This is a genomic window from Sphingobium boeckii (genome assembly GCF_014199215.1).
Taxonomy (GTDB): domain Bacteria; phylum Pseudomonadota; class Alphaproteobacteria; order Sphingomonadales; family Sphingomonadaceae; genus Sphingobium_A; species Sphingobium_A boeckii.
This window is the reverse complement of sequence record NZ_JACIJC010000004.1, coordinates 489,936-513,072: the sequence shown is the minus strand read 5'-3', so window position 1 is coordinate 513,072 and position 23,137 is coordinate 489,936. Positions and strand designations below refer to the sequence as shown.

The 23,137-nt window shown below is 64.3% G+C and carries 21 protein-coding genes; 13 read left to right on the top strand and 8 right to left on the bottom strand.

All coding sequences use genetic code 11. The annotated features are described in order from the left end of the window. Positions 1-34: 34 nt before the first annotated feature. Positions 35-928 (top strand): LysR family transcriptional regulator, encoded by an 894-nt coding sequence (locus tag FHS49_RS13975; protein WP_246350718.1) that lies wholly within the window; start codon positions 35-37, stop codon positions 926-928. Between the two features lie 6 nt (positions 929-934). Here FHS49_RS13975 and FHS49_RS13970 read toward each other — a convergent pair whose 3' ends face one another. Further along, positions 935-2,146, bottom strand: a complete 1,212-nt coding sequence (locus FHS49_RS13970; protein ID WP_184019564.1) for a cytochrome P450 — start codon at positions 2,144-2,146, stop codon at positions 935-937. A gap of 15 nt (positions 2,147-2,161) precedes the next feature. Continuing rightward, a complete protein-coding gene (locus tag FHS49_RS13965) occupies positions 2,162-2,485 on the bottom strand; it encodes a 2Fe-2S iron-sulfur cluster-binding protein (protein WP_184019562.1) in 324 nt (107 codons plus the stop codon). Positions 2,486-2,611: 126 nt separating this feature from the next. On the opposite strand from FHS49_RS13965, the gene FHS49_RS13960 reads away from it, so the two are divergent. Further along, entirely contained in the window at positions 2,612-3,241 is a 630-nt protein-coding gene (locus tag FHS49_RS13960) for a TetR family transcriptional regulator (protein WP_184019560.1), read from the top strand. Positions 3,242-3,256: 15 nt separating this feature from the next. On the opposite strand, the gene FHS49_RS13955 is transcribed toward FHS49_RS13960, so the two are convergent. Next, positions 3,257-4,348, bottom strand: coding sequence for an alpha/beta hydrolase fold domain-containing protein (locus tag FHS49_RS13955; protein ID WP_184019558.1), 1,092 nt, complete (start codon positions 4,346-4,348; stop codon positions 3,257-3,259). Between the two features lie 68 nt (positions 4,349-4,416). After that, on the bottom strand, positions 4,417-5,199 hold the full coding sequence (locus FHS49_RS13950) for an SDR family NAD(P)-dependent oxidoreductase (RefSeq protein WP_184019556.1): 783 nt from the start codon (positions 5,197-5,199) through the stop codon (positions 4,417-4,419). Positions 5,200-5,378: 179 nt separating this feature from the next. Here FHS49_RS13950 and FHS49_RS13945 point away from each other — a divergent pair, with 179 nt between their 5' ends. Further along, positions 5,379-6,287 (top strand): SDR family NAD(P)-dependent oxidoreductase, encoded by a 909-nt coding sequence (locus FHS49_RS13945; protein ID WP_184019554.1) that lies wholly within the window; start codon positions 5,379-5,381, stop codon positions 6,285-6,287. A gap of 7 nt (positions 6,288-6,294) precedes the next feature. Here FHS49_RS13945 and FHS49_RS13940 read toward each other — a convergent pair whose 3' ends face one another. Continuing rightward, positions 6,295-7,902: an AMP-binding protein gene (locus tag FHS49_RS13940; protein WP_184019552.1), complete on the bottom strand. Its 1,608-nt coding sequence runs from the start codon at positions 7,900-7,902 to the stop codon at positions 6,295-6,297. Positions 7,903-8,079: 177 nt separating this feature from the next. Between FHS49_RS13940 and FHS49_RS13935 the strand changes: the two genes are divergently transcribed. Genes FHS49_RS13935 through FHS49_RS13925 form a run of 3 tightly spaced genes read left to right on the top strand, consistent with a single transcriptional unit; the run spans position 8,080 to position 11,414 of the window. Continuing rightward, positions 8,080-9,339 (top strand): dicarboxylate/amino acid:cation symporter, encoded by a 1,260-nt coding sequence (locus FHS49_RS13935; protein WP_184019550.1) that lies wholly within the window; start codon positions 8,080-8,082, stop codon positions 9,337-9,339. Then, positions 9,336-10,169: a hypothetical protein gene (locus tag FHS49_RS13930; RefSeq protein WP_184019548.1), complete on the top strand. Its 834-nt coding sequence runs from the start codon at positions 9,336-9,338 to the stop codon at positions 10,167-10,169. The genes FHS49_RS13935 and FHS49_RS13930 overlap by 4 nt, the downstream gene beginning before the upstream one ends. 45 nt (positions 10,170-10,214) lie before the next feature. Further along, on the top strand, positions 10,215-11,414 hold the full coding sequence (locus FHS49_RS13925; RefSeq protein WP_184019546.1) for a serine hydrolase domain-containing protein: 1,200 nt from the start codon (positions 10,215-10,217) through the stop codon (positions 11,412-11,414). Between the two features lie 128 nt (positions 11,415-11,542). Here the strand turns inward: FHS49_RS13925 and FHS49_RS13920 are convergent, their stop codons facing one another. Further along, positions 11,543-12,415: a LysR substrate-binding domain-containing protein gene (locus FHS49_RS13920; RefSeq protein WP_184019544.1), complete on the bottom strand. Its 873-nt coding sequence runs from the start codon at positions 12,413-12,415 to the stop codon at positions 11,543-11,545. 221 nt (positions 12,416-12,636) lie between these two features. Here FHS49_RS13920 and FHS49_RS13915 point away from each other — a divergent pair, with 221 nt between their 5' ends. The 4 genes from FHS49_RS13915 (at position 12,637) to mmsB (ending at position 16,602) form a co-directional block, all read left to right on the top strand. Next, positions 12,637-13,782: an acyl-CoA dehydrogenase family protein gene (locus FHS49_RS13915; RefSeq protein ID WP_184019542.1), complete on the top strand. Its 1,146-nt coding sequence runs from the start codon at positions 12,637-12,639 to the stop codon at positions 13,780-13,782. After that, entirely contained in the window at positions 13,779-14,819 is a 1,041-nt protein-coding gene (locus tag FHS49_RS13910) for a 3-hydroxyisobutyryl-CoA hydrolase (protein ID WP_184019540.1), read from the top strand. The genes FHS49_RS13915 and FHS49_RS13910 overlap by 4 nt, the downstream gene beginning before the upstream one ends. 19 nt (positions 14,820-14,838) lie before the next feature. Further along, positions 14,839-15,615: an enoyl-CoA hydratase gene (locus FHS49_RS13905; RefSeq protein WP_184019538.1), complete on the top strand. Its 777-nt coding sequence runs from the start codon at positions 14,839-14,841 to the stop codon at positions 15,613-15,615. A gap of 105 nt (positions 15,616-15,720) precedes the next feature. After that, positions 15,721-16,602: a 3-hydroxyisobutyrate dehydrogenase gene (gene mmsB / locus FHS49_RS13900; protein ID WP_184019536.1), complete on the top strand. Its 882-nt coding sequence runs from the start codon at positions 15,721-15,723 to the stop codon at positions 16,600-16,602. A gap of 25 nt (positions 16,603-16,627) precedes the next feature. Here the strand turns inward: mmsB and FHS49_RS13895 are convergent, their stop codons facing one another. Beyond that, positions 16,628-16,885 (bottom strand): hypothetical protein, encoded by a 258-nt coding sequence (locus FHS49_RS13895; protein WP_184019534.1) that lies wholly within the window; start codon positions 16,883-16,885, stop codon positions 16,628-16,630. 106 nt (positions 16,886-16,991) lie between these two features. Continuing rightward, on the bottom strand, positions 16,992-17,306 hold the full coding sequence (locus FHS49_RS13890; protein WP_184019532.1) for a hypothetical protein: 315 nt from the start codon (positions 17,304-17,306) through the stop codon (positions 16,992-16,994). Between the two features lie 163 nt (positions 17,307-17,469). Between FHS49_RS13890 and FHS49_RS13885 the strand changes: the two genes are divergently transcribed. Genes FHS49_RS13885 through FHS49_RS13875 form a run of 3 tightly spaced genes read left to right on the top strand, consistent with a single transcriptional unit; the run spans position 17,470 to position 23,127 of the window. Beyond that, on the top strand, positions 17,470-18,261 hold the full coding sequence (locus tag FHS49_RS13885; RefSeq protein WP_184019530.1) for an ImuA family protein: 792 nt from the start codon (positions 17,470-17,472) through the stop codon (positions 18,259-18,261). After that, on the top strand, positions 18,149-19,711 hold the full coding sequence (locus tag FHS49_RS13880) for a DinB/UmuC family translesion DNA polymerase (RefSeq protein WP_184019864.1): 1,563 nt from the start codon (positions 18,149-18,151) through the stop codon (positions 19,709-19,711). The genes FHS49_RS13885 and FHS49_RS13880 overlap by 113 nt, the downstream gene beginning before the upstream one ends. Beyond that, positions 19,708-23,127: an error-prone DNA polymerase gene (locus FHS49_RS13875; protein ID WP_184019528.1), complete on the top strand. Its 3,420-nt coding sequence runs from the start codon at positions 19,708-19,710 to the stop codon at positions 23,125-23,127. Before FHS49_RS13880 ends, FHS49_RS13875 begins: the two co-directional genes overlap by 4 nt. The last annotated feature ends 10 nt before the right edge of the window (positions 23,128-23,137 follow it).

Below are 23,137 nucleotides of genomic sequence, written 5' to 3'. Positions count from 1 at the left end.
GAAATTCACAAAACTGATTATTGGATATGCGAAAATGTCCATACTGCCGCAATGGGATGATCTCCGGCTTTTCCTGGCCATTGCCCGCGCCGGCCGGATGACCGCGGCTGCGCGGCAGGTGGGGCTGGATCAGACGACGCTCGCCCGCAGGCTGAACGCGCTTGAGGCGGTGGTGGGATCCAAGCTGGCCGAACGATCGCCGCGCGGAATTCGGCTGACCGAGGCGGGCGGGGCGCTGGTGGCCTTTGCCGAACGGATGGAGGCGGAGGTTTCGGCCGCGACGCACATGCTGGGCGGCCTGGACGCGGCGGTGTCGGGCACGGTGCGGCTCGCCACGCCAGAGGCGTTCGGCACCTTCCTGCTCGCCCCCCATGTGCCGCGGCTGAGCGCGCTGCACCCCGAACTTCATCTGGAGCTGTCGCCGCAATCGCGCCTTGTGAGCCTGGTCAATCGGGAAGCGGACATCGCGATCACGCTCAACCGCCCGCCCAAGGGCAAGATCGTGGCAAAGCGGCTGGTGGATTATCGGATCGGCCTGTACGCCTCACGAGATTATCTGGCCGCGCACGGCGCGATCACGAATGCCGATCAGGCGGCGGCGCATCCCTTCGCCTGGTATATCGACGATATGCTCGAATTGCCCGAGCTGCGCTATCTGCGCGAAATCATGGCGGATGCGCGCCCGGTGTTCCGTTCAAGCTCGATCGCCGCGCAGCAGGCCGCAGTGGCCGCCGGGCTGGGGCTGGGGCTGCTCCATGTGTTTGCGGCGGAGGCGGACGAACGGCTGATCCGGATCCTGCCCGAGCAGGTGGAGATCATCCGCAGCTATTGGATGGTGATGCACGCCGACCAGCAGAAACTGCCGCGCATCCGCGCGGTCGTCGATTTCCTGAACGATCTGGTGGCGCGCAACCGCGCATCCTTTTGAGACCTGTTACCAGATCAGCGGCAGCGCCTTCGGCCCGACCACGCCGCCCGGCCAATATTCGGTCTTGGCACCCGGCGCGACGCTGAAATCGGGAATGCGGCGGAGCCATTCCTGCAACGCCACCTTGATTTCCAGCCGCGCCAGATGCGCGCCGATGCAGCTATGCACGCCGCCGGCAAAGGCCAGGATGGGCTTGCGCGGACGGCTGAAATCCACCGTGGTGGGATTGGGAAACACCTCCGGATCATAATTGCAGGCAGGCAGAATGCTGGAGAATTTATCCCCCGCCTTCATCTGGACGCCGCGCATCTCGATATCCTGCGTGAGCGTGCGCCCGGAGAAAGTGACCGAGAAAACGCGCAGAAGCTCTTCCACCTGCGCGTCGATATTGTCGGGATTGTCGATGATTTCCTGCCGCCGGTCGGGATTGTTGGCAAGCCACAGCCACATGTTGTTGAGCGTGGCGAACACGGTATCAAGCCCGGCGATGAACAGGAAGAAGGTGAAGCCGAAAATCTCGCGCTCGGTGAGCGGCTCGCCATCGGGGCGCGCCTGGATGATCGTGCTGATCACGCGATCATCGGGCGTCATCGTCTTTTCCGCGATGACCTGCGCCAGATAGGCTTCGATCCCGCGCATCGCGAGCCCTGCGGAGGTGCGATCCTGCGAATGGAGCAGATTGACGGCCCAGCCGACGAAGGTGTCGCGCATATCCTGGGGCAGCCCCATCAGATCGAGGAAGATGGACACGGGCAGGGGGCGACCGAAGGCGGTGGTGAAATCGGTCTCGCCCTTGTCGATGAAGTCGTCGATCAGATCATTGGCCAGCCCGCGCATATAGCCCTCCAGCTTCAGCACGCCCTGGGGCGAGAAGGTGGGATCAAGGATCGCGCGATATTTGCGGTGATGCGGCGGATCGATTTCCAGCGGGATGAAGAAGAAATAATTATTGGGATCGCGGGGGAAGGGCGTCGCGCCGGCGGTGGTGAAATATTCGGGATGACGCAGCGTGAAAAAGGCATCCGCATGTTTGATCGTGACCCAGCTATTTCCGGCAATCGGATTGACGCTGTAGAAGATCGGCGGGTGCGTCTCGTGCAGCTTCGCCATGAATGCGTGCGGCGCGGCGAGAAATTCGGGGCCGGTGGTCAGACCGATCTCATAGACCAGCTCGGGGGGAACATGGGCGGGGACTTCGGCAGCGGGTGCGGTGGCCATGGCAGCTCTCCTCAATCAATATTGCGTTTCGGGCAGATGGACGACGAGGCCGTCCAACGCGGGATCGATGACGATCTGGCAGCTCAGCCGGCTGGTTGCCTTGCGCTCCGCCGACGCGCATTCGAGCATGTCCAGCTCGGTCTGGCCAGGTGCGGGCAGGCGATCGGCCCAGGCGTCATCGACATAGCAATGGCAAGTGGCGCAGGCGAGGCCGCCGCCGCATTCGCCGATGATGCCCTCGATTCCATTGTCCAGCGCGCCGCGCATCACATTATCGCCGTCAGCGACGTTGATCACATGCTGCGCACCATTGAACTCGACATAGGTGATGGACGCCATCGACCCCTCCTTCATTCCGTTTTTCGTTTCGAGAACGCTGTTCTCAATGCTGGCACTATAACGCCGGGCTGTTAGAAGGGAAGGCTTTGTTTTGCGGATGATGGGTGGCGGGATGCGAGATCATGGGTGAGTGAGGTTGAAGGCGACGTCTGCGATCGCGCCACGCAGATCGTGGCCGCGGCCTATGACCTGCTCGATGAGGCCGGGCTGGAAGGCCTGACGATCCGCGCTGTGCTCCTGCGCACGGGGCTGGCGCGGCGCGCCTTTTACGATTGTTTTGCGGGCAAGGACGATCTGGTGCTCGCGGTGTTCGCGCATACGCTGCGCCTGGCCGCCACGCTCTTTGCCGAGCAGGTGGATGCGTTGCCCGATCCCATGGCGCGGCTGCGCCATATCGTGACTGCGATCGTGCTGGGGCGCGGCATGGCGGATCAGGCACCGAGCGAACAGGGGCAGCGGCGCGGAGCAGCGCTCAGCCGCGAACATCTTCGCCTGGCCGAAGCGCGCCCGGCGGCGCTGCAGAAAGCGGTCAGCCCGCTCATCGACCTGATCGCGCGGCAAATGTCCGATGGCATGGCTGCGGGCCAGGTGCGGGCAGCGGCCGCACCGTGGATGGCGATGCTGGTCTACAATCTGGTCTCGACCACGGTGCATACCGAATTGCTGGCCGAGGAAGGCGCGCGCCCCGATCTACAGCGCCGGACCGTGCTGGCCGGTGACATCTGGGAATTCTGCTGGCGCGCGATCAAGGCTTGAGACCGTGCGACCCGGCTATTTCGCCAGCTTGAGATGCGTTCGGAAAAAGCGCGTCATCACATCGAAGGCTTCGCGCGATTCGGGCAGGGCGGCATCATAGAAAAAGGCGTGACCCAGGCCGTCCCACACATGGAGATCGGCGGTCCTGCCGGCCTTGATCAATTCGCGATGCGTGTTGACCGCGGCGCTCATCTCGAACGCGCGCGTGCCGGTGATGATAAGCGCGGGCGGGAATTGGGCAAGCGTTTCGGCAGAAAGGACGGGCGACACCATCGGATCTGCCAGATCGACACCCTTGAAATAATCCCGACTGTCTTCCTTGGGCGCAAATCCCTGGAACGGGCGACCAAAGGCGCGGCTGTCCCCGCCCCAGCGGGCATCGGCCGAAGCACAGAAGATGCCGATCGCTGCGGGCATCGGCAGACCTTGCTTGACGAACAGCGCCATGGCTTCGGCGGTGAGCAGCCCCCCGGCCGAACATCCGAAGATCGCAATATCCTGCGGCTTGTAGGTCTTGAGCAGTGTGCGATAGACCTTCACCACATCCTCGGTGGCTGCCGGATATCGATGCTCCGGACCCTGACGATAGGTGATGCTGACGATCTCCACGCCGGCAAGACCGGCCAGCGGGATCGATTCGATCATGCCCGTGCCGCCGGCCGCACCCATGATAAAGCCGCCGCCAGGCAGATTGAGCAGGATCTTCTTTGCATTGGCCTTGGGCACGCCGCCCACCGGCCTGGCGTAGACGGCGGGGACGCCGGCGATTTCGCCCACCCGCGTCTCGACCTGATACATCGCCTTCAGCTTGTCGAGGCTCGGCCCCATGAGCTGCGGCATTCGCTGCCGCAGCGCGCCGGCTTGCCCCGTGGCCAATGCGCGCATCATCGGTTCTTCGGGATCGGTGGGCGTGCGGGGCAGTGCCTTCGCCGCTTCCGCGCTGAGATAGACAGACGGGGGCAGGCGGAAGGCGGGGACGTTCACCGTGCCGTCCGGTTCGATCACGGCCGGGGCGGGGGGCGGCTCCTGCGCGCTGGCGCTGCTGCTCCCGAGAATGGCGGCGATGGTCGGTATGACGAAGCGCAATGCGCGCGATCCGATGGTCATCTTCTCTCTCCCTAATAGCGCGGGCTTTTTGATCCCGCTGCCTGTTGTGCCGCCGATGCGGCGCGGCCTCATGTCTCGGCAGCATCTACCCATCGGGTCGTGAGTGCGCGCGGCGAGAGATATTTGGTCGTCGTCCAGCCGCCATCCACCACGATCGTCTGGCCGTTGATGAAGCCGGCCCCGGGCGAGCAGAGGAAGGCGATCGTGCTGGCGACATCGCTGACCTCGCCGAGACGCGGAAAGGGCGTGGTCTCCACATTGACGCGCTTGAACATTTCATCCTCGAAGCGGTGGCGCACCATGTCCGTCATGGTGACGCCGGGCGCGACGCAATTGGCGCGGATGCCCTGGGGGCCATAATCGCACGCGATATGCTTGGTCAGCGCATCCAGCCCGCCCTTGGCCGCCGAATAAGCGCCGCCGCGGCGTCCGCCGATCACCGCATAGGTGGAGCTGACGTTCACGATACCGCAGCCCTCGCCCATATGGACGATCGCTTCGCGGCATAGGCGGAATGGCGCGCGCAGCATCAGGCCGAGGAAATAATCGAGGGTCTCGTCATCGGTCTCGTGCAGGGGCTTGGGGCTGCCCGAACCGGCGTTGTTGACGAGGAAATCGATCCGGCCGAAGCGATCGAGCGCGCATTGGACGATCCGTTGCGGTGCATCGTCCGCCGTGACGTCGATCGAGAGCGTGGCGAGACGGGCGGGATCGGCGATCGTGGTTTCGAGCGCGGCGAGCTTGGCCTGATCGCGCCCGACGCCGACGATCGCCATGCCCGCATCATAGAGCATCTTCGCGGTGCCAAGGCCGATCCCGCTGCCCGCGCCGGTGATAATCGCAACCTGCATCCTGATACCCAATCCCTGTCGTGCGTTCAGCCTGTCATAGCCAATGATCGCCAAGGCGCGAAATGCCCGCCGACAATGACGCCCGTGCGATGCCTTTGGCCTCACAAAGCCGCATCCTTGCACCAAGAGACCGGGCGGATCACTCATCGGGTCTGTCTGCGCGAACCCATGAGGCCATGATGTCAGAGCTGAGATTCGACGATCGCGTTGCCGTGATCACCGGTGCGGGCCGCGGCCTCGGACGGGAATATGCGCTGCTGCTCGCCGCGCGCGGGGCCAGGATCGTGGTCAACGATCCGGGCGGCCCGATGCGCGGGGACGGTATCGATGTCGGTCCGGCGGAAGAAGTGGTGCGCGAAATCCGGGCGGCGGGCGGCACAGCCGTGGCGTGCACCGAGTCGGTGGCCACGCCCGAAGGCGGCCAGGCGATCATCCAGGCGGCGCTTGATCATTTCGGGCGGATCGACATCCTGATCCACAATGCCGGCAACGTCCGCTACGGCTCGATGAAGGATCTGAGCCAGGAAGATTTCGATGCCGTGATCGACGTGCACCTGCGCGGTGCCTTTCATGTGGTGCGTCCCGCGTTCCCGATCATGTGCAAGGCGGGCTATGGCCGGATCATCCTGACCTCCTCGATCGGCGGGCTCTATGGCAATGCCAATGTCGTGAATTACGGCATGTCGAAAGCGGGCATGATCGGCCTCAACAATGTCGTGGCGATCGAAGGCGCGGCGGAGGGCGTGAAATGCAACATCATCGTGCCGGGCGCGGTAACCCGGATGGCCGACGGGATCGACGTCTCGGCCTATCCGCCGATGGGCGCGGATCTGGTGTCCCCCGTCGTCGGATGGCTGGCGCATGAAAGCTGTTCGCTGACCGGCGAGATGCTGGTTTCGATCGCCGGACGCGTCGCGCGGGCGTTCATCGGCGAAAGCCGGGGCGTCTATCAGAAGGACTGGACGATCGAGCAGGTGGGCGAAAGGATCGACGCGATCTGCGATCCCGCCGACCCGCTGATCTTTGGGCTGGACGGACATGTGGATCATATCCGTTACAGTTTCGAACGGGCGCTCAGCGGACGATGAGGAGCGCCTAGCCGGCGGTGAGCGAGGTGCGGATCGCCTGTTTCAGCACCTTGCCCGCGTCATTCTTGGGCAGTGCATCCCAGAGCGCGACCGCCTCGGGATATTTGAACTTCGCCACGCCGAAGCCACCCAGAAATGCGGCGATCGCGGCGGTATCGGGCGCTCTGCCATCGCGCGGGACGATCACCGCGACGGCGCGTTCGCCTGTCCGCGCATCGGGAATGCCGACGATCGCGATCTCCGCGATGTCGGGGTGGGCCACGAGCAAATCCTCAATCTCCTTGGGCGAGATATTCTCCCCATTGCGGATGATGAGATCCTTGATCCGGCCGGTGACCACCACATAATCCTCGTCGATCCAGCGGCCCTGATCCCCGGTGCGGTAATAGCCATCTTCGTCAAACGCCGTCGCTTCGTCTTCGCTATGGATATAGCCGACCAGCATCTGTGGTCCGCGCGCGCGAATTTCGCCATCGGGTGCCAGCTTGATCGTGGCGATGCCGGCGCGCCCGTCGGTTTCGGAAGCGTGATCGAGATCCGCTCGATCGATCACTCCCACCGTGGTGACGGGCACTTCGGTGGAGCCATAGACGCGGCTGACGATGGTTCGATCGAAATAAGCGGACGCCTCCCGGATCAGCGCCGGGGGCACCGATGCACCGCCGCAGATGAACAGTTTCAGATCGGGCAGGCGGGTATCCGCTGCCTGTGCGGCGGCGAGCAATTGCTGCAGGAAGGGCGTGGCACCGGCCATATGGGTGCCATGCTGGTCCGCCATAATGCCGAGGGCGTCGCCGGCATCCCATTTCTCCATCAGGATCGCGGTGGCACCCAGCAGCAGCGGGGTTTCGAACGCATAGATGGAGCCGCCGATATGGCTGATCGGCGATGGCACGAGGAAGCGATCGCCCGGCGCGATCAGCCAGTGCGTGCCGAGCTGGCGGATCAGGGCGTTGAGCGAATTATGCGTGTGCAGCACGCCCTTGGGCCGTCCGGTGGTGCCGCTGGTATACATCACCATGCGCACTTCATCGGGTTCGAGCCTGGGCAGCGGAGCAGCGCCATCCTCGTTCAGCAGCGCGGGATAAGGCGTGTGCGCCCCGGCTTCGCCGCGCACGACGACGATCTCGGGCGGCTGATCAAGGTCGATCGCCACGCGGCCGAGCATCGCGGCATAATCATGGCCGCGGAAAACCGGCGGCACGAAGATCATGCGGCACCCGACATCGGCCAGCATGAAGCGCAGATCGTGATCGCGGAGCGACGGCAGGATCGGATTGACGACCATCCCGGCCAAGGTCGCGCCCATGTAGATCACCGCGGCCTCGTGCCAATTGGGCAGCATGAAGGAGATGACGCTGCCCGGTGTGCAGCGGGCCAGCATCGCCTGCGCGAGCCGGGTCGCCTGGGCGTGGAGCGTGGCTGCGGTCAGGCTCACGGCACCGTCGATGACGAGGATGCGTTCGGGGTCGTTCACCGCCCAGCGGGCCAGCGCATCGGCGCAGGTCTCATCGCTCCACCAGCCATCGGCATAGGCCTGATCCGCGCGCGCCGCATTCCAGCGGATATTCCAACCCTGCGCGGTCGTCCGTCTCGTATCGCCTGTGCCGGTCATGGCTGGATCGATGCTGGAGATTGCGGAGCGGTGCAAGCGATCCGGAAATCCACCGTCCGGGCGATGCGAGGTGTCCAGCAAGGCCCCTCTCTGTCCAGGTCAGGAATGAGAATTAAGATTTTTCTGGCGATGCTACACCCACTTCCCCATCCGGCGGACGCTCGTTACACCCACCGCATGTCCCAGCCCGTGCGCATCCTCCTCGCCCTGATCATCGGTCTCTCGCTCGGCATCGCCGGCGCCTCTTTCGGATGGGAAAGAGCGGTCGATTTCGCCGCGCCGGTGGGCGCTCTCTGGCTGGATTCGCTGCGGATGACGATCGTGCCGCTCATCGTGGCGCTGCTGGTGACGGGCATCGCGCGGACGGCGGACAGCGCGCGCGGCGGCGCGCTGGCGTTGCGCTCGGTGATCCTGTTCCTCGTGATGCTGTGGATCGTGACGGCGATCGCAGCGGTGCTCATCCCGGCGCTGCTCCAGATCTGGCCGATGCCTGCAGAGGCCGCAGCCGCGCTGCGCAGCGCCGCCGGGCCGGCCCCCGCCGCCATGGGCGAGGTGCCGCCATTGGCCGAATTCCTGAAATCGATCGTGCCGACCAATCCGTTCACCGCCGCGGCGGAAGATGCCATGCTGCCGCTGATCTTCTTCGTCACGCTGTTCGCCATCGCGGTGACCCAGATCGAGCCGGCGGCGCGCGAACGGATCACCGGATTCTTTTCCGCGATCGAGCGCGCGATGCTGGTGATGGTCGGCTGGGTGCTGTGGATCGCGCCGATCGGCGTGTTTGCGCTGGCGTTCGTCACCGGCATCAATGCGGGCACGGCGGCGATCGGCGCGCTGGCGCATTATATCATCATCGTCTCCTGCGCCGGCCTCGCCGCCTGGGCGCTGGCCTATCCGATGGCGGTGTTCGGCGGGAAGGTGAAATTGTTCGATTTCATCCGTGCGGTCGCACCGGCGCAGGCAGTAGCGCTCTCCACGCAAAGCTCGCTCGCGTCGCTCCCCACCATGCTGAAAAGCAGTGAGCGGCTGGGCGTGCCGATCGAGGCGGCGGGCGTGCCGCTGCCGATCGCCGTCGCCATCTTCCGCGTCACCAGCCCGGCGATGAACCTCGCGGTCGCCATCTATGTGGCGCACTGGTTCGGCATCCCGCTGACCGTGGGCACGATCGCAACGGGGGCGGTGGTGGCCGCCATCACGACCTTGGGATCGATCAGCCTGCCCGGCCAGATCAGCTTCCTCACCGCGATCACGCCGATCGCGGTGGCCATGGGCGTGCCGATCGAGCCGCTGGCGCTGCTTGTCGCGGTCGAGATGATTCCCGATATCGTGCGCACCGTGGGCAATGTGACGATGGATGTGGCCGCGACCACGGCGGTGGCGCGGCGCAGCGGGCTGATGGTCGATCCTGAAGTGGCGATGGCGGAGACGATCGCTTGATGCTGATGGCGCTGCTGTTGGCGGCGACGCCTGTGCCGCTGACTATTCCGCAAACACCATCGTCATCCGATGCGGCTGGTAACAGCATGGGCGGTTTGCATCGCCTTCCCCAGATGAGTGACAAGGCGGAGAAAGACACCGCTCCTGAGGTGCTGTGCACCTTTGACAATCAATGGTGCGAAAGTATTGAGCATGATCCGGCGAACGGCGTGCGGGTGCTCAGCGTGTACGATGGCACAAAGCCGCAGAGCGAGCAGCAGGTTCAACGCTATGAATTGATGGCGCCGGACGATTCCGCAACGCTTTCGATCTGGCCGCAAATCGTTTTGCTTGCACCGGACGAAACAGGGCGGCGTGCTGCGCTGGTCGGCGTCGAGACGCGCATTTCGACGGGTTATTCCGGAGGTGGTGCGAGCGCGACGAGACTGAGCTTGATCAGGGTCGATATTATGGGATCGCCCCCGATGGGTGAAGTGCTTGATTTACCGTTGGAGGGATCGGCGATGATCCGTGCTTGTTTCGGCGAGAAAGATATGAAGCAGCGTGCGGGTGCCTGCCACGATGAGTATAAATTCATCGGCAAGCTGGAACTGGCAGAGCCGCAAGGCAGGCATCCGGCTTTCACCTTCACCACGCGTGCGGAAACCTATCCGGGAAAAGTGTCACGCAACGCGGATTCTTTATCCGCCCCGCCTCTAACAAAAAAGGATCTGATCTGGTCGGTGGACCCCCTCTGCAGCTATCGCCGCACCATCCGCTTCAACCCCGCGACGGACCGTTACGAATTTGACACACCCGCGCCCGATTGCAGCGAATTTACAATTCCTTAACGGATCGCCGCTGTGCATCGCGTCAAACTGCGCTAGACCGGCGCGATGAAGCTGCCACCGCCCCTCGACTGGCCCAGCGCCGGTATCGGACCCGACGAGCATTTCCCGCCCGAACGCCGCGTCACGCGGGAGAATTGGCGGATTTATCCTTATTCCCGCTGGGCCTTCCAACATGCCCGCGAGCTGGTGCCGAGCCGCGTGATCCGGCGCAGCTCCAATCCGCGCGAGCTGGATGAAGCGCTGATCGATCTGGGTGGGCTGGTGCTGCCCGACGAAACGGGCGAACTCATCACCTGGAACGAATTTCTGGCGCGCACCTATACCGACGCCTTTCTGGTGCTGCATCGCGGGCGGATCGTCTATGAGCATTATGCCAATGGAATGACCGCGGAAACGCCGCATCTGCTCTTCTCGATCACCAAGAGCTTTTTCGGGCTGCTGGCGGAAATATTGATCGCCGAGGAGGTGCTGGAGCCCGAAGCGCCGGTGATCCGCTATGTGCCCGAGCTGGCCGAGAGCGCCTTTGCTTCGGTGACGGTGCGCCAATTGCTCGACATGACCGACGGTGTGGCGTTCGATGAGGAATATGCCAATCCCGAGGCGGAGATTCATCAATATTCCGAAAGCTATTGGACCCCGCAGCGTGGTTTTGGCGGCGTGTTCGAGGCGTTGAAGAAGCTCACGGCGCGCGCGGGTCCGCCCGGCACGCTGTTTCGCTATCGCACGCCGGTGGCGGATGCGCTGGGCTGGGTGCTGCTGCGCGCGAGCGGTCAATCGCTCTCCAAGCTGCTGGGCGATCGGATCTGGCGGCCCTCGGGCTGCGCCGACAATGCGCAGATCCTGCTCGATACGGCGGGACATGAGATTGCCGGGGCAGGCCTGAACGCCACGGCACGCGATCTGGCGCGGGTGGCGCTGATGATCCTGGGCGGCGGCATCGTCGATGGCCATTGGGTGGTGCCGCCCGCCGCGCTGGACAGCATCGCCGGCGGCGGAGACCGGGCGTTGTTTGCCGGAGCCGGCATGGAGACGCGCCCCAACGGATCCTATCGCAGCCAATGGTGGATCCAGCACGAGGGGTTTGAAAGCATCCAGGCGCTCGGCGTCTTCGGCCAGCGGCTTTATATGGAGCCGGGCAGCGGGCTGGCGATCATCCGCTTCGGTTCACACCCCGTGGGCGGCAACAGCTTCACCGATGTGATCCATCACAATGCGATCCGGGCGCTGAGAGGCGCTTTGGCTTAGGGCGCATCTTAAAAGCCCGTTTGTCCCGAGCGCAGTCGAGGGACGTTGGTGACGCGACAAACGTCCCTCGACTGCGCTCGGGACAAACGGGTTGGTGTGGCTACCGGGATAAGTGTGGCAGCGCGCTTTCAAAGCCCTGCCGCGCATGTCTTCAGAAGGTCCACCACCGCGCCGATCCGCGCCAGGCTGCGTGTGTCGCTGTGGGTGACCAGCCAGAAGGTGCGGCGGATTTCCTTCTGGTCGGCCAGCAGCGGCAAGAGGCTGGGATCATTGTCGCCGATGAAGGCGGGGAGGACGCCGATGCCCGCGCCGCCCGCGATCAGGCGATGCTGGATGTTGATGCTGGTGCTGCGCAATTTGGGTTCGAGGCCGGCACCGATCTCCCCCAGATAATCAAGTTCGGGCGCATAGATGAATTCGGGAACGTAGCTGATCAGGCTGTGGTGGCGCAGCGCCTCCACATTCGCGGGCCTGCCATGCGTGGCGATATAGGCGGGCGCGGCATAGAGGCGCAGGCGATAGTCATGGAGCTTGCTGGCGACGAGCTTTCCGGTGCGCGGGCGGGCGAGCATCACGGCCATATCCGCCTCCCGCTTCGAGGGATTGAGGAAACCCGATGCGGTGACGATATCGATCTGGATATCGGGATGGGTGAGATGGAATTCGGGGAGTGCGGGGGCGAGCACCCAGGTGGCGAATCCTTCGGCGACGCTGAGGCGCACCTGTCCCGAAAGACTGCGCGAATCGCCGGTCACCTCGCCCATGGCGGCCAGCGCCGCGCTTTCCACGGTCTCGGCATGGCGGAACAACGCCTGGCCCCGATCGGTCAGCAGCCGTTCGCCGCCCGAGGATTCGAACAGTTGCGCGCCCAGTTCGTCCGAGAGGCGGGAGAGTCGGCGGCCGATGGTGGTGGCGTCCACGCCCAGCGCGCGCGCCGCTGGAGCCAGCCGCCGCGCGCGGGCCACGGCGAGGAAAATCCTCAAATCATCCCAATCGAACACCCATTGCCCTCGTGCTGCATATTTGCAGTATGCTCATGCAAAGTTACGCGCTTGAGTGCAAATCCGCAAAGGTCCAGGGATGCCGAAGGACGAGAGGTTACCGCCTTTATCGGATCGCGCCTGTTCGAAATATCGGAAGCCGGTGATAGGGTGGGCGGAGCAACTATCTCTTTTCCAACATCCGGATGGTATCCGGGCTGAGGATGCAGGACGGTATCAGAATGACCAACCAGTTCGACCTGACCGACGACCAGCGCGAGATCCAGGATCTGGCGCGCAAATTCACGGCCGATGCGATCACGCCCCATGCCGCGGCGTGGGATGAGAAGCACATCTTTCCGCGCGATACCATCAAGGCGGCGGCGGAACTGGGTTTCGGCGCGATCTATGTCTCCGAAGAGCATGGCGGGATCGGGCTGGGGCGGCTTGAGGCGGCGCTGATCATGGAGGCCATGGCTTATGGCTGCCCCTCCACCGGCGCGTTCATCTCGATCCACAATATGGCGACCTGGATGATCGACCGCTTCGGATCGCAGGCCGTGAAGGACGCCTATCTGCCCTCGCTCGTGACGATGGACCGGATCGCCTCCTATTGCCTGACCGAACCCGGCGCTGGATCGGATGCCGCAGCGCTCAAGACCAAGGCGGTGAAGGACGGCGATCATTATGTCGTGACGGGTTCGAAGGCCTTCATCTCCGGCGGCGGGGAGAATGAGGTCTATGTCACCATGGTCCGCACGGGGGAGGACGGGCCAAAGGGCATTTCCTGCCTGGTGATCGAGAAGGACATGCCGGGCGTCTCCTTTGGCGCGCAGGAAAAGAAGCTCGGCTGGCATTCGCAGCCTACCGCGCAGGTGAATTTCGATGGCGTGCGGGTGCCCGTGGGCAATCTGGTCGGCGCGGAGGGCGAGGGTTTCCGCATCGCGATGATGGGGCTGGACGGCGGACGGCTGAATATCGGTGCCTGTTCGCTGGGCGGGGCGCAGCGCTGCCTGGACGAATCGGTGAAATACACCAAGGACCGCAAGCAGTTTGGCAAGGCGATCGCTGACTTTCAGAATACCCAATTCATGCTGGCGGACATGGCGACCGATCTGGAGGCGGCGCGGGCGCTGCTTTATGTCGCTGCGGCCAAGGTGACGGCGAATGCGCCGGACAAGACGAAATTCGCGGCGATGGCGAAACGGCTGGCGACGGATATGGGATCGAAAGTGGCAAATGACGCTTTACAATTGCATGGCGGCTACGGCTTCCTGCAGGATTATCCGATCGAGCGATTCTGGCGCGACCTGCGCGTGCATTCGATCCTGGAGGGCACCAATCAGGTGATGCGGATGATCGTGGGACGGGAGTTGACGCGGCAGTGAGTGACATCATCACAAATATCGACGGCAAGGCGGGCCGCATCCGGCTCAATCGGCCCAAGGCGATCCATGCGCTGACCACGGCCATGTGCGAGAGCATTCTCGACGCGCTGGAAGACTGGCGCGGCGATCTCGCCGTGGAGGCGGTGATCTTCGACCATGCCGAGGGACGCGGCTTTTGCGCGGGCGGCGATATCCGGATGCTCGCGGAAAGCGGCGCGAAGGATGGCGCAGAGGCGCGGGCGTTCTTCCACACCGAATATCGGATGAATCACCGGCTGTTCACTTATGCCAAGCCGACCGTGGCCTTTATGGACGGGATCACCATGGGTGGCGGCGTGGGCATTGCCATGCCGTGCAAATACCGCGTTGCGACGAAAAATACGCGCCTTGCCATGCCCGAAACCGGGATCGGCCTTTTCCCCGACGTGGGCGGCGGCTGGTTCCTGTCACGTCTGCCGGGCCGGACGGGCCAGTTTCTGGCGCTGACCGGCGCGCGGATCGACGGGGCGGAGTGTTTCGCTCTGGGGCTGGCGACGCATTATCTGCCGGCGGACTCGCTGGACGAAGCCAAGACGCGCATCGCGGCGGACCCGCAGCGGATCGAGGGCATTCTCGGCCAGCTTTCCGTGACGCCGCCGCCCGCCCGGATCGAGGACAATCTGGCATCGATCGACCGGCTGTTCGCGTCCGACGTGCTGGAAGAGGTGTATGCCGCGCTGGATGCGGATGGCGGCGATTGGGCGGCGAAGGAACTGGCCACGCTGAAGACCAAATCGCCGCAGACGATGAAGGTCTCGCTTCGGCTGCTGCGCGAGGGCGCTGGAATGCACGACTTCGCCGACGAGATGAAACAGGAATATGCCGTCGGCTGCCATGTGGTGCAGCGGCATGACTTCCTCGAAGGCGTGCGCGCGGTGATCGTGGACAAGGACAATGCGCCGCGCTGGGATCCCCCCACGCCCGAGGGGGTCAGCGATCATGTGATTGACCAGATTTTTGCGCCCCTGCCCGAGGACGAGGCGTGGACGCCTGCCTGATTATCAAGAAGGAATGACAATGGCTGACTATGAAACCCTGCTGGTCGAGCAGCGTGGCCGCGTGACGCTGATCACGCTCAATCGCCCGCAGGCGCTGAACGCGCTCAATTCGCAGGTGCTGGCCGATCTGATCGCCGCGCTGGAGGCATTCGATGCCGATGAGACGCAGGGCTGCGCCGTGCTGACCGGTAATGACAAGGCGTTTGCGGCGGGCGCGGACATCAAGGAAATGTCCGATCAGGGTTTCGCGACCATGTATGGCAGCAATTTTTTCGGCGGCTATGAGCGCGTGACCGCGACGCGCAAGCCCGTGATCGCGGCGGTGGCGGGCTATGCGCTGGGCGGCGGCTGCGAGCTCGCGATGATGTGCGATTTCATCCTGGCGGCGGACAATGCGAAATTCGGCCAGCCCGAGATCAAGCTGGCGGTGACCCCCGGCATGGGCGGATCGCAGCGCCTGCCCCGTGCGGTGGGCAAGGCCAAGGCGATGGAAATGTGCCTCACCGGGCGGATGATGGGTGCCGAGGAAGCCGAGCGTTCAGGGCTGGTCGCGCGGATCGTGCCTTTGGCGGAACTGGTGGAGGATGCGGTGAAGACCGCGACGACCATCGCCGAAATGGCGCCGCTCGCTGTGAAGGCCAATAAGGAAATGGTGAATGCCGCGTTCGAGACGACGCTCACCATGGGCGTGCAATTCGAACGGAGACTGTTCCACGGGATCTTCGGGAGCGATGACCAGAGCGAGGGCATGGCCGCGTTCGTCGAGAAGCGTCCGGGGAAATGGACGGGACGCTGATCTAGATCCCGTTTGTCCCGAGCGAAGTCGAGGGATGTGGTGACAGCTCCGACGTCCCTCGACTTCGCTCGGGACAAACGGATTATTTATGAGAGGATTGGCCACATGGCACGCATCGGTTTTATCGGGCTCGGCAATATGGGCGGCGGGATGGCGGCCAATCTGGCCAAGGCGGGACATGATGTTCATGCGTTCGATCTTTCAGCCGACGCTCTGGCGCGGGCGAAGGAGGCGCGGTGCCTGCCGGTCGAGAGCGCTGCGGCTGCCGCTGAAGGAGCCGAAGCCATCGTGACGATGCTGCCCGCGGGCAAGCATGTGGAACAGATTTATGCAGATGCCTTTTTCGGCAAGGCTGCGCCCGGCACGCTGCTGCTCGATTGCTCGACGATCGACGTGGCGACGGCCAAGCGCGTGGCCGATGCGGCGGCGGCGAACGGTCTGGTCGCGGTGGACGCCCCCGTCTCCGGCGGGATCGCGGCGGCCAATGGCGGCACGCTCACCTTCATGGTCGGCGGATCGAAGGAGGCGTTCGATCGCGCCGAACCGATCCTGTCGCTGATGGGCAAGGCGGTGATCCATGCCGGCGGCAATGGCGCGGGGCAGGCGGCGAAGATCGCGAACAACATGCTGCTCGGCGCGACGATGGTGGCGACGTGCGAGGCGTTCCTGCTGGCGCAGAAACTGGGCCTCGATGCGCAGACCTTTTACGACATTTCGTCCAAGGCGAGCGGACAAAGCTGGTCGATGACGAGCTATTGCCCGCTGCCCGGCGTCGGCCCGCAAAGTCCGGCGGACAATGACTATCAGGGCGGCTTTGCCACTGCGCTGATGCTGAAGGATCTCCGCCTGGCGATGGAAGCCGCCAAAGGCGCGGATGCCAGCGTGCCGATGGGGGAACGCGCCGCGGCGCTTTATGAGCAATTCGCCGAAGCCGGGCAGGGCGGGCTCGATTTCTCGGCGATCATCCGGATGCTGGATGAAAAATAGCGTTTGAGCCAGTCGCGGAGCGGCATCAAAGCCCGAGTTCATCGAGGGCGGACGCCAGCTCGCTATCGATCTCGGTCTGATCCTTGGGGGTCAGGCGATTGAGGGCGGTCTGCACGCGCTTTTGCGCAACTTGCAAAGCCTTGTGCCTGACTTGCCGGGTCGCATTGGTCCGCCACGAGCGGCTTTCGCCCAGCAGCGCCGCCCATTTGGCTTCTTCTGCGCCCAGCAGCGCCAGGGCGAGACGGAGACCATCCCGCCGGCCACGGGCGTAATCATCGGACATCAGGCGCCTCCTTTGGAATCCATGCCGTCCGGGGCGCGCAAAAGGCAAATAAAAAGCACCTCCGCCGGGGGGCGAAGGTGCTCGATATTACGCTCTGTGGAACGGATTATTCGTCCTTGACGCCAACCACCGGCACGTCGATTTCTTCGGTCTCGGTCTTCACCTTGGGCACTTCGATCTCGGTTTTCTTCGTGCCGACCACGAGTTCCTTGGAATCGAGGTTCACATCGGGAAGTTTGCCGCCGTCTGCGCTGACCTTCACGTCGGGCAATGCACCCTCCTTCACATCCGCGCTCCAGAATCCGGTTGCGAACAGCAATGCGACGATGGCCACGATCACCACGGCAATGATGGCTATGGTGCGTCCGGCACCTGACCGTCGCACGACCGTGCCATCGGGTTCGCGATTATAATCAGCCATTTTTCAGTCCTCCCTAGTTGATAGCGATGCAACAACGAAACCTTCAGAAAGGTTCCAGAAGCATTTGCAGGATCGGACGGCTCGCAGCCGGAGACAGCGCATTATCGGGGCCGGCATCCTTGCCACGCCTCCCGCGCCGCTCTAGAACATATCATGAACATATATGCGCGAGTCGATCACTGCCCTTTCCGCCCTGAAGCGCCGCATCGCGCGGATTGGTGCGATCCCTTCCGCTTTGGGGGAGAGCGGGATCGCGCTGGGTCATGCGCCGATGGATGCGGCGCTGGGCGGCGGGCTGGCGCGGGGGAAGGTGCACGAGCTGTTTGCGCTTGCGGCGTCCGATGCCGGAAGTGCGGCGGGGTTTGCGCTGATGCTGGCGCTAAAGGCGCGGGGTGGCGGCGCAGTCCTGTGGCTGCGGACGGAAGCGGCGGAGCGCGGACAAGGCGCGCTCTATGCGCCGGGACTGGTGGCGTTGGGGCTCGATCCGGGCGCGCTGGTGATCGGGGTGATGCCCGATGATGTCGCCTTGCTGAAGGCGGCGGTGGATGCGGTGCGCTGCGGCGATCTGGGCGCGGCGGTGATCGAATGCCGGGGCAATCCCCGCGCGCTCGATTTGACCGCCAGCCGGCGGCTGGCGATCGCGGCGGAGAAAAGCGGGGTGACCGCGCTGTTTTTGCGCACCGAAGCGGTGCCCGCGCCGAGTGCGGCGGAAACGCGCTGGGCGGTGCGCCCGGCTGTGTCGGTGGCGCTGGAGGCGGAAGCGCCGGGGCAGACGGCCATCGAGGTTGAATTGTTGCGCCGTCGCGCCGGGCCATCCGGAATGCGCTGGCGACTGGAGTGGGATCGTGACGGACAAGCCTTTCGGGAAGAGACGCTATCTGGCGCTGTGGTTCCCGTTCTTCGCGACGGACCGGCTGCGGATCGCGGCACCGAATCTTTGCGCCAGACGGCCTGACGCGCCGATCGTGCTGGCGGAGAAGATCCGTGGCGGGATGCGGATCGCAGCACTCGATCGCACGGCGCAGGCGCTGGGGCTGACGATCGGGCTGGCGCTGGCCGATGCGCGCGCGCGCATCCCCGATCTCCAGGTGTTCGACGCTGATCCTTATGCCGACATGGACTGGCTGGAGCGGCTGGCGGATGGCTGCATCCGCTATACCCCGAGCGTGGCGCTCGATCCGCCCGAGGGGCTGGTGCTCGATATCGCGGGCTGCGCGCATCTGTTCGGCGGTGAGACGGAGATGGTGCGCATGATCGAGGCGCGGCTGGAGGCGGCGGGGATGCAGGTGCGCGCCGCCTGCGCCGATGCCCCCGATGCCGCCCATGCGCTGGCGCGGTTCCAGACGCTGCCCGGCGCGGATGAGGCGGCGGCGGTGCGGCGATTGCCGGTGGCGGCGCTGCGGCTGGACGCAGAGAGCGAGACCGCGCTGAAACGGGCGGGGCTGAAAAGCGTGGGCGATGTCGCCAGCCGACCGATGGCGGTGATCGCGGCGCGCTTCGGGGCGGAGGCGGTGACCGCGATCCGGCGGCTGTTGGGGGAAGCGGAAAGCCCGCTTGCGCCGCGCCGGATCGCGCCAGCGTTGATGAACGAGCGCCGCTTTGCCGAACCCGTCGCGCGCACCGAATATGCGCTTCAGATGCTGGAAGAGCTGGCGGGCGAGACGGCGCTGCAGCTTGAGGAGATCAAGCGCGGCGGGCGGCGGTTCGAGGCGCTGTTCTTCCGCACCGACGGCATGGTGCTGCGGCTGCGCGTGGAGACGAGTCTGCCGACGCGTGACCCCTCTGCCATCATGCGGCTGTTTCACGAGCGGCTGGAGAGTTTGAGCGATCCTGTCGATCCGGGTTTCGGCTTCGATCTGATCCGCATGACCATTCCGCAGACCGAGCCGCTCGCCCCGAGCCAATTGGCGTTGGAGGGTGGTGCTGTGAGCGAGACGCAGATGGCCGAACTGGTCGATCGCCTCAGCACGCGGATCGGGCGCGGGCGTATCGTGCGGCTGCATCCGCAGGATACGCATATTCCCGAACAGGCGCAGCTTGCTCTGCCCGCAGTGGATGGGGCGGCCCCGGCGACCTGGCCCTGCCCCGAACCGGGGGGGGCGCCGCTGCGCCCGCTGCATTTGTTCGATCCGCCGCAGCCGATCACGGTGGGCGATATGGCGACAGCGGACGGCCCGCCGCAAAGCTTCCGCTGGCGGCGCGCTTTGCATGATGTGACCCGGAGCGAAGGGCCGGAGCGGATCGCCGCCGAATGGTGGCGGAGGAAGGGGGGCTATGAGCCGGGGAAGGGCGGGCTGACGCGCGATTATTACCGGGTCGAGGATACGCGCGGGCGGCGCTACTGGATCTTCCGGCACGGAATGACGGGCGATCCGCACTGGTTTTTGCACGGCGTCTTCGCATGAGCGATGCGCCACTCCCCGCCTTTGCCGAACTGGTGGCGGCAACCAATTATTCCTTCCTGCGCGGGGCTTCCACGCCGCAGGAAATGGTGTTGCACGCCAATCATCTGGGCATGGCCGCGATCGGGATTGCGGACCGCAACACCGTGGCCGGGGTGGTCCGCGCCTGGGTGGCGCACCGAGATGGCGAGGACATCCTGCGCCAGATGCGGCTGGAGGAGAAAAAGGAACTTGGTCAGAAAGAGCAATTGACCGCCACTGAGGCTGCGCTCTGCAAGATCAACGTCCGCCTGGTGGTCGGCGCGCGGCTCGTGTTTGCGGATGGCACGCCGGATATCATCGCCTATCCCGCCACGCGGTGCGGCTGGGGGCGGCTGACGCGGCTGCTGAGCCTGGGCAATCTGCGCTCCGAAAAGGGTGGCTGCATCCTGCGGTTCGACGATCTGCTGGGATATCTGGAAGATCTGCTGCTGATCGTGATGCCCTATGCCTCGCCGATCGAGATCGTGCCGCGCAAGAAGATGGTGGAGTATGATTATGGCGAGGAAACCCTCCCCAAATTGAGCCTCGTCATGCCGCCTTTGCCCGAGCGGCTCGCGGTGATCCTCGAACGCCTGGCACGCCGGATGCCCGGCCGGGTGTGGCTGGGTGCCAGCATGGGCCGTCGCGGCGATGATGCGCGGCAACTGGCACGGCTGAAGCGGATGGCGGGCGCGGCGGGGGTGCCGCTGATCGCCACCAATGATGTGCTTTATGCGCTGCCGGACCAGCGTCCGCTGCATGATGTGCTCACCTGCATCCGCGAAGGGACGACGATTCTTGAGGCCGGCCAGCGGCTGGAGGCGAATGCGGAGCGCTATCTGAAGGGGCCGGAGGCCATGGCGCGGTTATTCGCGGATTGCCCGGAGGCGATGGCGGAGACGGTGACGCTGATTTCGAAGATCGATTTCACGCTGGACGATCTTCAATATGAATATCCGCACGAGCCGGTGCCGGAAGGCTGGACGCCGCAGGACTGGCTTGAACATCTGGTGATGGAGGGTGCGCGTAAACGCTATGGCGAAACCCTGTCGCCCGCCGTGCTTGCGCAGATCGAAGAAGAGTTCCTTTTGGTGAAGCAGGAAAAATACGCTTATTATTTCCTGACCGTGCATGATGTGGTCCGGTTCGCGCGCGGCGAGGGGATTTTATGCCAAGGCCGCGGATCGGCGGCCAATTCGATCATCTGCTATGCGCTGGGGATCACCTCGGTCGATCCGATCGCGCACAAATTGCTGTTCACCCGCTTCCTCTCCGAAGATCGCAAGGAGCCGCCCGATATCGATGTGGATTTCGAGCATGAGCGGCGTGAGGAGGTCATGCAATATATCTACAAACGCTATGGCCGGCACCGCGCGGGGATCGCGGCGACGGTGATCCACTATCGCCCGCGCAGCGCGGTGCGCGAGGTGGGCAAGGTGTTCGGCATGTCGGAAGATGTGACCGCGCGGCTCTCCGGCACGGTGTGGGGCAGCTTTTCCAATGAGATGAAGGAACAGCGCTACGAGGAAGCCGGGTTCAGCCTAGAGAATGAAGAGATGAAGCGGCTGAGCGCGCTGGTGGGCCAGATCCTCAAATTCCCGCGTCATTTGTCCCAGCATGTCGGCGGCTATGTGCTGACGCAGGACCGGCTGGACGAGACCGTGCCGATCCACAATGCGGCGATGAACGATCGCACCTTCATCGAATGGGACAAGGACGATATCGATGCGCTGAAGCTGATGAAGGTCGATATCCTGGCGCTGGGGATGCTCACCTGCATCGGCAAGGCGTTCGATATGCTGCGCACCACGGGCGGCGGCGATTATGAATTGCACACCATTCCGGCCGAGGACGCCCAAGTCTACAAGATGCTCCAGAAAGGCGACAGCCTGGGCGTGTTCCAGGTGGAGAGCCGCGCGCAGATCAACATGCTGCCGCGGCTGAGACCGGCAAAGCTGTATGATCTGGTGATCCAGGTGGCGATCGTCCGGCCGGGGCCGATCGAGGGGGATATGGTCCACCCCTATCTCCGGCGGCGCAATGGCGAGGAGAAGGTGGACTATCCTTCGCCGTCCCCGGCGTTCGGCCCGCCCGATGAATTGTTTCAATTGCTCGGCAATACGCTGGGCGTGCCGCTGTTTCAGGAACAGGCGATGAAGCTGGCGATCACCGCCGCGGGCTTTTCACCGCCCGAGGCCAACCAGCTCCGCCGCGCGATGGCGACCTTCCGCAATGTCGGGACGATCGGCCGGTTCGAGCGGATGATGGTCGATGGCATGACGCGGCGGGGTTACAAAAAGGATTTTGCCGCGCGCTGCTACAAGCAGATCCAGGGGTTTGGCAGCTATGGCTTTCCCGAAAGCCATGCCCAGTCCTTCGCGATCCTCGTTTATGTTTCATCCTGGTTGAAGCATTATCACCCGGCGATCTTCTGCTGCGCCTTGCTCAATTCGCAGCCCATGGGTTTTTACGCCCCGGCTCAGCTTGTGGGGGACGCGAAGGATCATGGCGTCGAAATCCGCGCGATCGATGTCAATCACAGCAATTGGGATAACAGCGTGGAGCGGCGCGAAGACGGCACGCTCGCGCTGCGGCTGGGCTTGCGGCAGATCGACGGGTTCAGCAAGCCATGGGCGGAGACGATCGCGGCCGCGCGCGGTGCTGGGCCGTTCGTATCCGTGGAGGATCTGGCGCGGCGGGCGCATTTGCCATCACGCGCACTGCGGCTGCTGGCGGATGCGGATGCGTGCCGTTCCTTCGGGATGGACCGGCGCACTGCGCTCTGGGACGTCCGTCGCACGCCGAACGATGTGCTGCCCCTGTTCGCCGCCGCCGATGCGCGCGAACTGGCGGTGGAACCCGATGCCGCGCTGCCGATCATGGCGGCGTCAGAACAGGTGGCGGCGGATTATCAGACCCACCGGCTCTCGCTCAAAGGCCATCCGATGCAATTCTTGCGCGAGAGTTTCCGGAGCGAGGGGGTGCTGAGTTGCGCCGAAACTTCCGCTGCGAAAAATGGCGCGCGGGTGCGCACGGCAGGGGTGGTGCTGGTGCGGCAACGGCCGGGCAAGGGCAATGCGATCTTCATCACGATCGAGGACGAAACCGGGGTGACCAATATCCTGCTCTGGGCGCGGCAGTTCGAGCGCAACCGCCGCCCGGTGATGGCGTCGCGGCTGATGCTGGTGGAGGGCGAGGTGCAGCGGAGCAAGGAGGGCGTGGTGCATCTGATGGCCAGCCGGATCGTGGATCGTACCGCAGAACTCCAGCGCCTGTCAGAAGATCACCAGACCCGCCCCGAGATCCTGCGCGCCGATGTGGTGCTCCATCCCCAGGCACCGCGCCACACACATCCCCGCGATGCCCGGATTTTGCCCAAGTCGCGGGATTTTCATTGAGCCGTATCGC

Excerpts from the sequence above, each read along its gene's own strand:
- FHS49_RS13965 (WP_184019562.1), bottom strand. The coding sequence starts at position 2,485 with ATGGCGTCCATCACCTATGTCGAGTTCAATGGTGCGCAGCATGTGATC.
- FHS49_RS13905 (WP_184019538.1), top strand. The coding sequence starts at position 14,839 with ATGGCTGACTATGAAACCCTGCTGGTCGAGCAGCGTGGCCGCGTGACG.
- FHS49_RS13945 (WP_184019554.1), top strand. The coding sequence starts at position 5,379 with ATGTCAGAGCTGAGATTCGACGATCGCGTTGCCGTGATCACCGGTGCG.
- FHS49_RS13885 (WP_184019530.1), top strand. The coding sequence starts at position 17,470 with ATGCGCGAGTCGATCACTGCCCTTTCCGCCCTGAAGCGCCGCATCGCG.
- mmsB (WP_184019536.1), top strand. The coding sequence starts at position 15,721 with ATGGCACGCATCGGTTTTATCGGGCTCGGCAATATGGGCGGCGGGATG.
- FHS49_RS13935 (WP_184019550.1), top strand. The coding sequence starts at position 8,080 with ATGTCCCAGCCCGTGCGCATCCTCCTCGCCCTGATCATCGGTCTCTCG.
- FHS49_RS13875 (WP_184019528.1), top strand. The coding sequence starts at position 19,708 with ATGAGCGATGCGCCACTCCCCGCCTTTGCCGAACTGGTGGCGGCAACC.
- FHS49_RS13975 (WP_246350718.1), top strand. The coding sequence starts at position 35 with ATGTCCATACTGCCGCAATGGGATGATCTCCGGCTTTTCCTGGCCATT.
- FHS49_RS13955 (WP_184019558.1), bottom strand. The coding sequence starts at position 4,348 with ATGACCATCGGATCGCGCGCATTGCGCTTCGTCATACCGACCATCGCC.
- FHS49_RS13925 (WP_184019546.1), top strand. The coding sequence starts at position 10,215 with ATGAAGCTGCCACCGCCCCTCGACTGGCCCAGCGCCGGTATCGGACCC.
- FHS49_RS13915 (WP_184019542.1), top strand. The coding sequence starts at position 12,637 with ATGACCAACCAGTTCGACCTGACCGACGACCAGCGCGAGATCCAGGAT.
- FHS49_RS13890 (WP_184019532.1), bottom strand. The coding sequence starts at position 17,306 with ATGGCTGATTATAATCGCGAACCCGATGGCACGGTCGTGCGACGGTCA.
- FHS49_RS13970 (WP_184019564.1), bottom strand. The coding sequence starts at position 2,146 with ATGGCCACCGCACCCGCTGCCGAAGTCCCCGCCCATGTTCCCCCCGAG.
- FHS49_RS13895 (WP_184019534.1), bottom strand. The coding sequence starts at position 16,885 with ATGTCCGATGATTACGCCCGTGGCCGGCGGGATGGTCTCCGTCTCGCC.
- FHS49_RS13940 (WP_184019552.1), bottom strand. The coding sequence starts at position 7,902 with ATGACCGGCACAGGCGATACGAGACGGACGACCGCGCAGGGTTGGAAT.
- FHS49_RS13950 (WP_184019556.1), bottom strand. The coding sequence starts at position 5,199 with ATGCAGGTTGCGATTATCACCGGCGCGGGCAGCGGGATCGGCCTTGGC.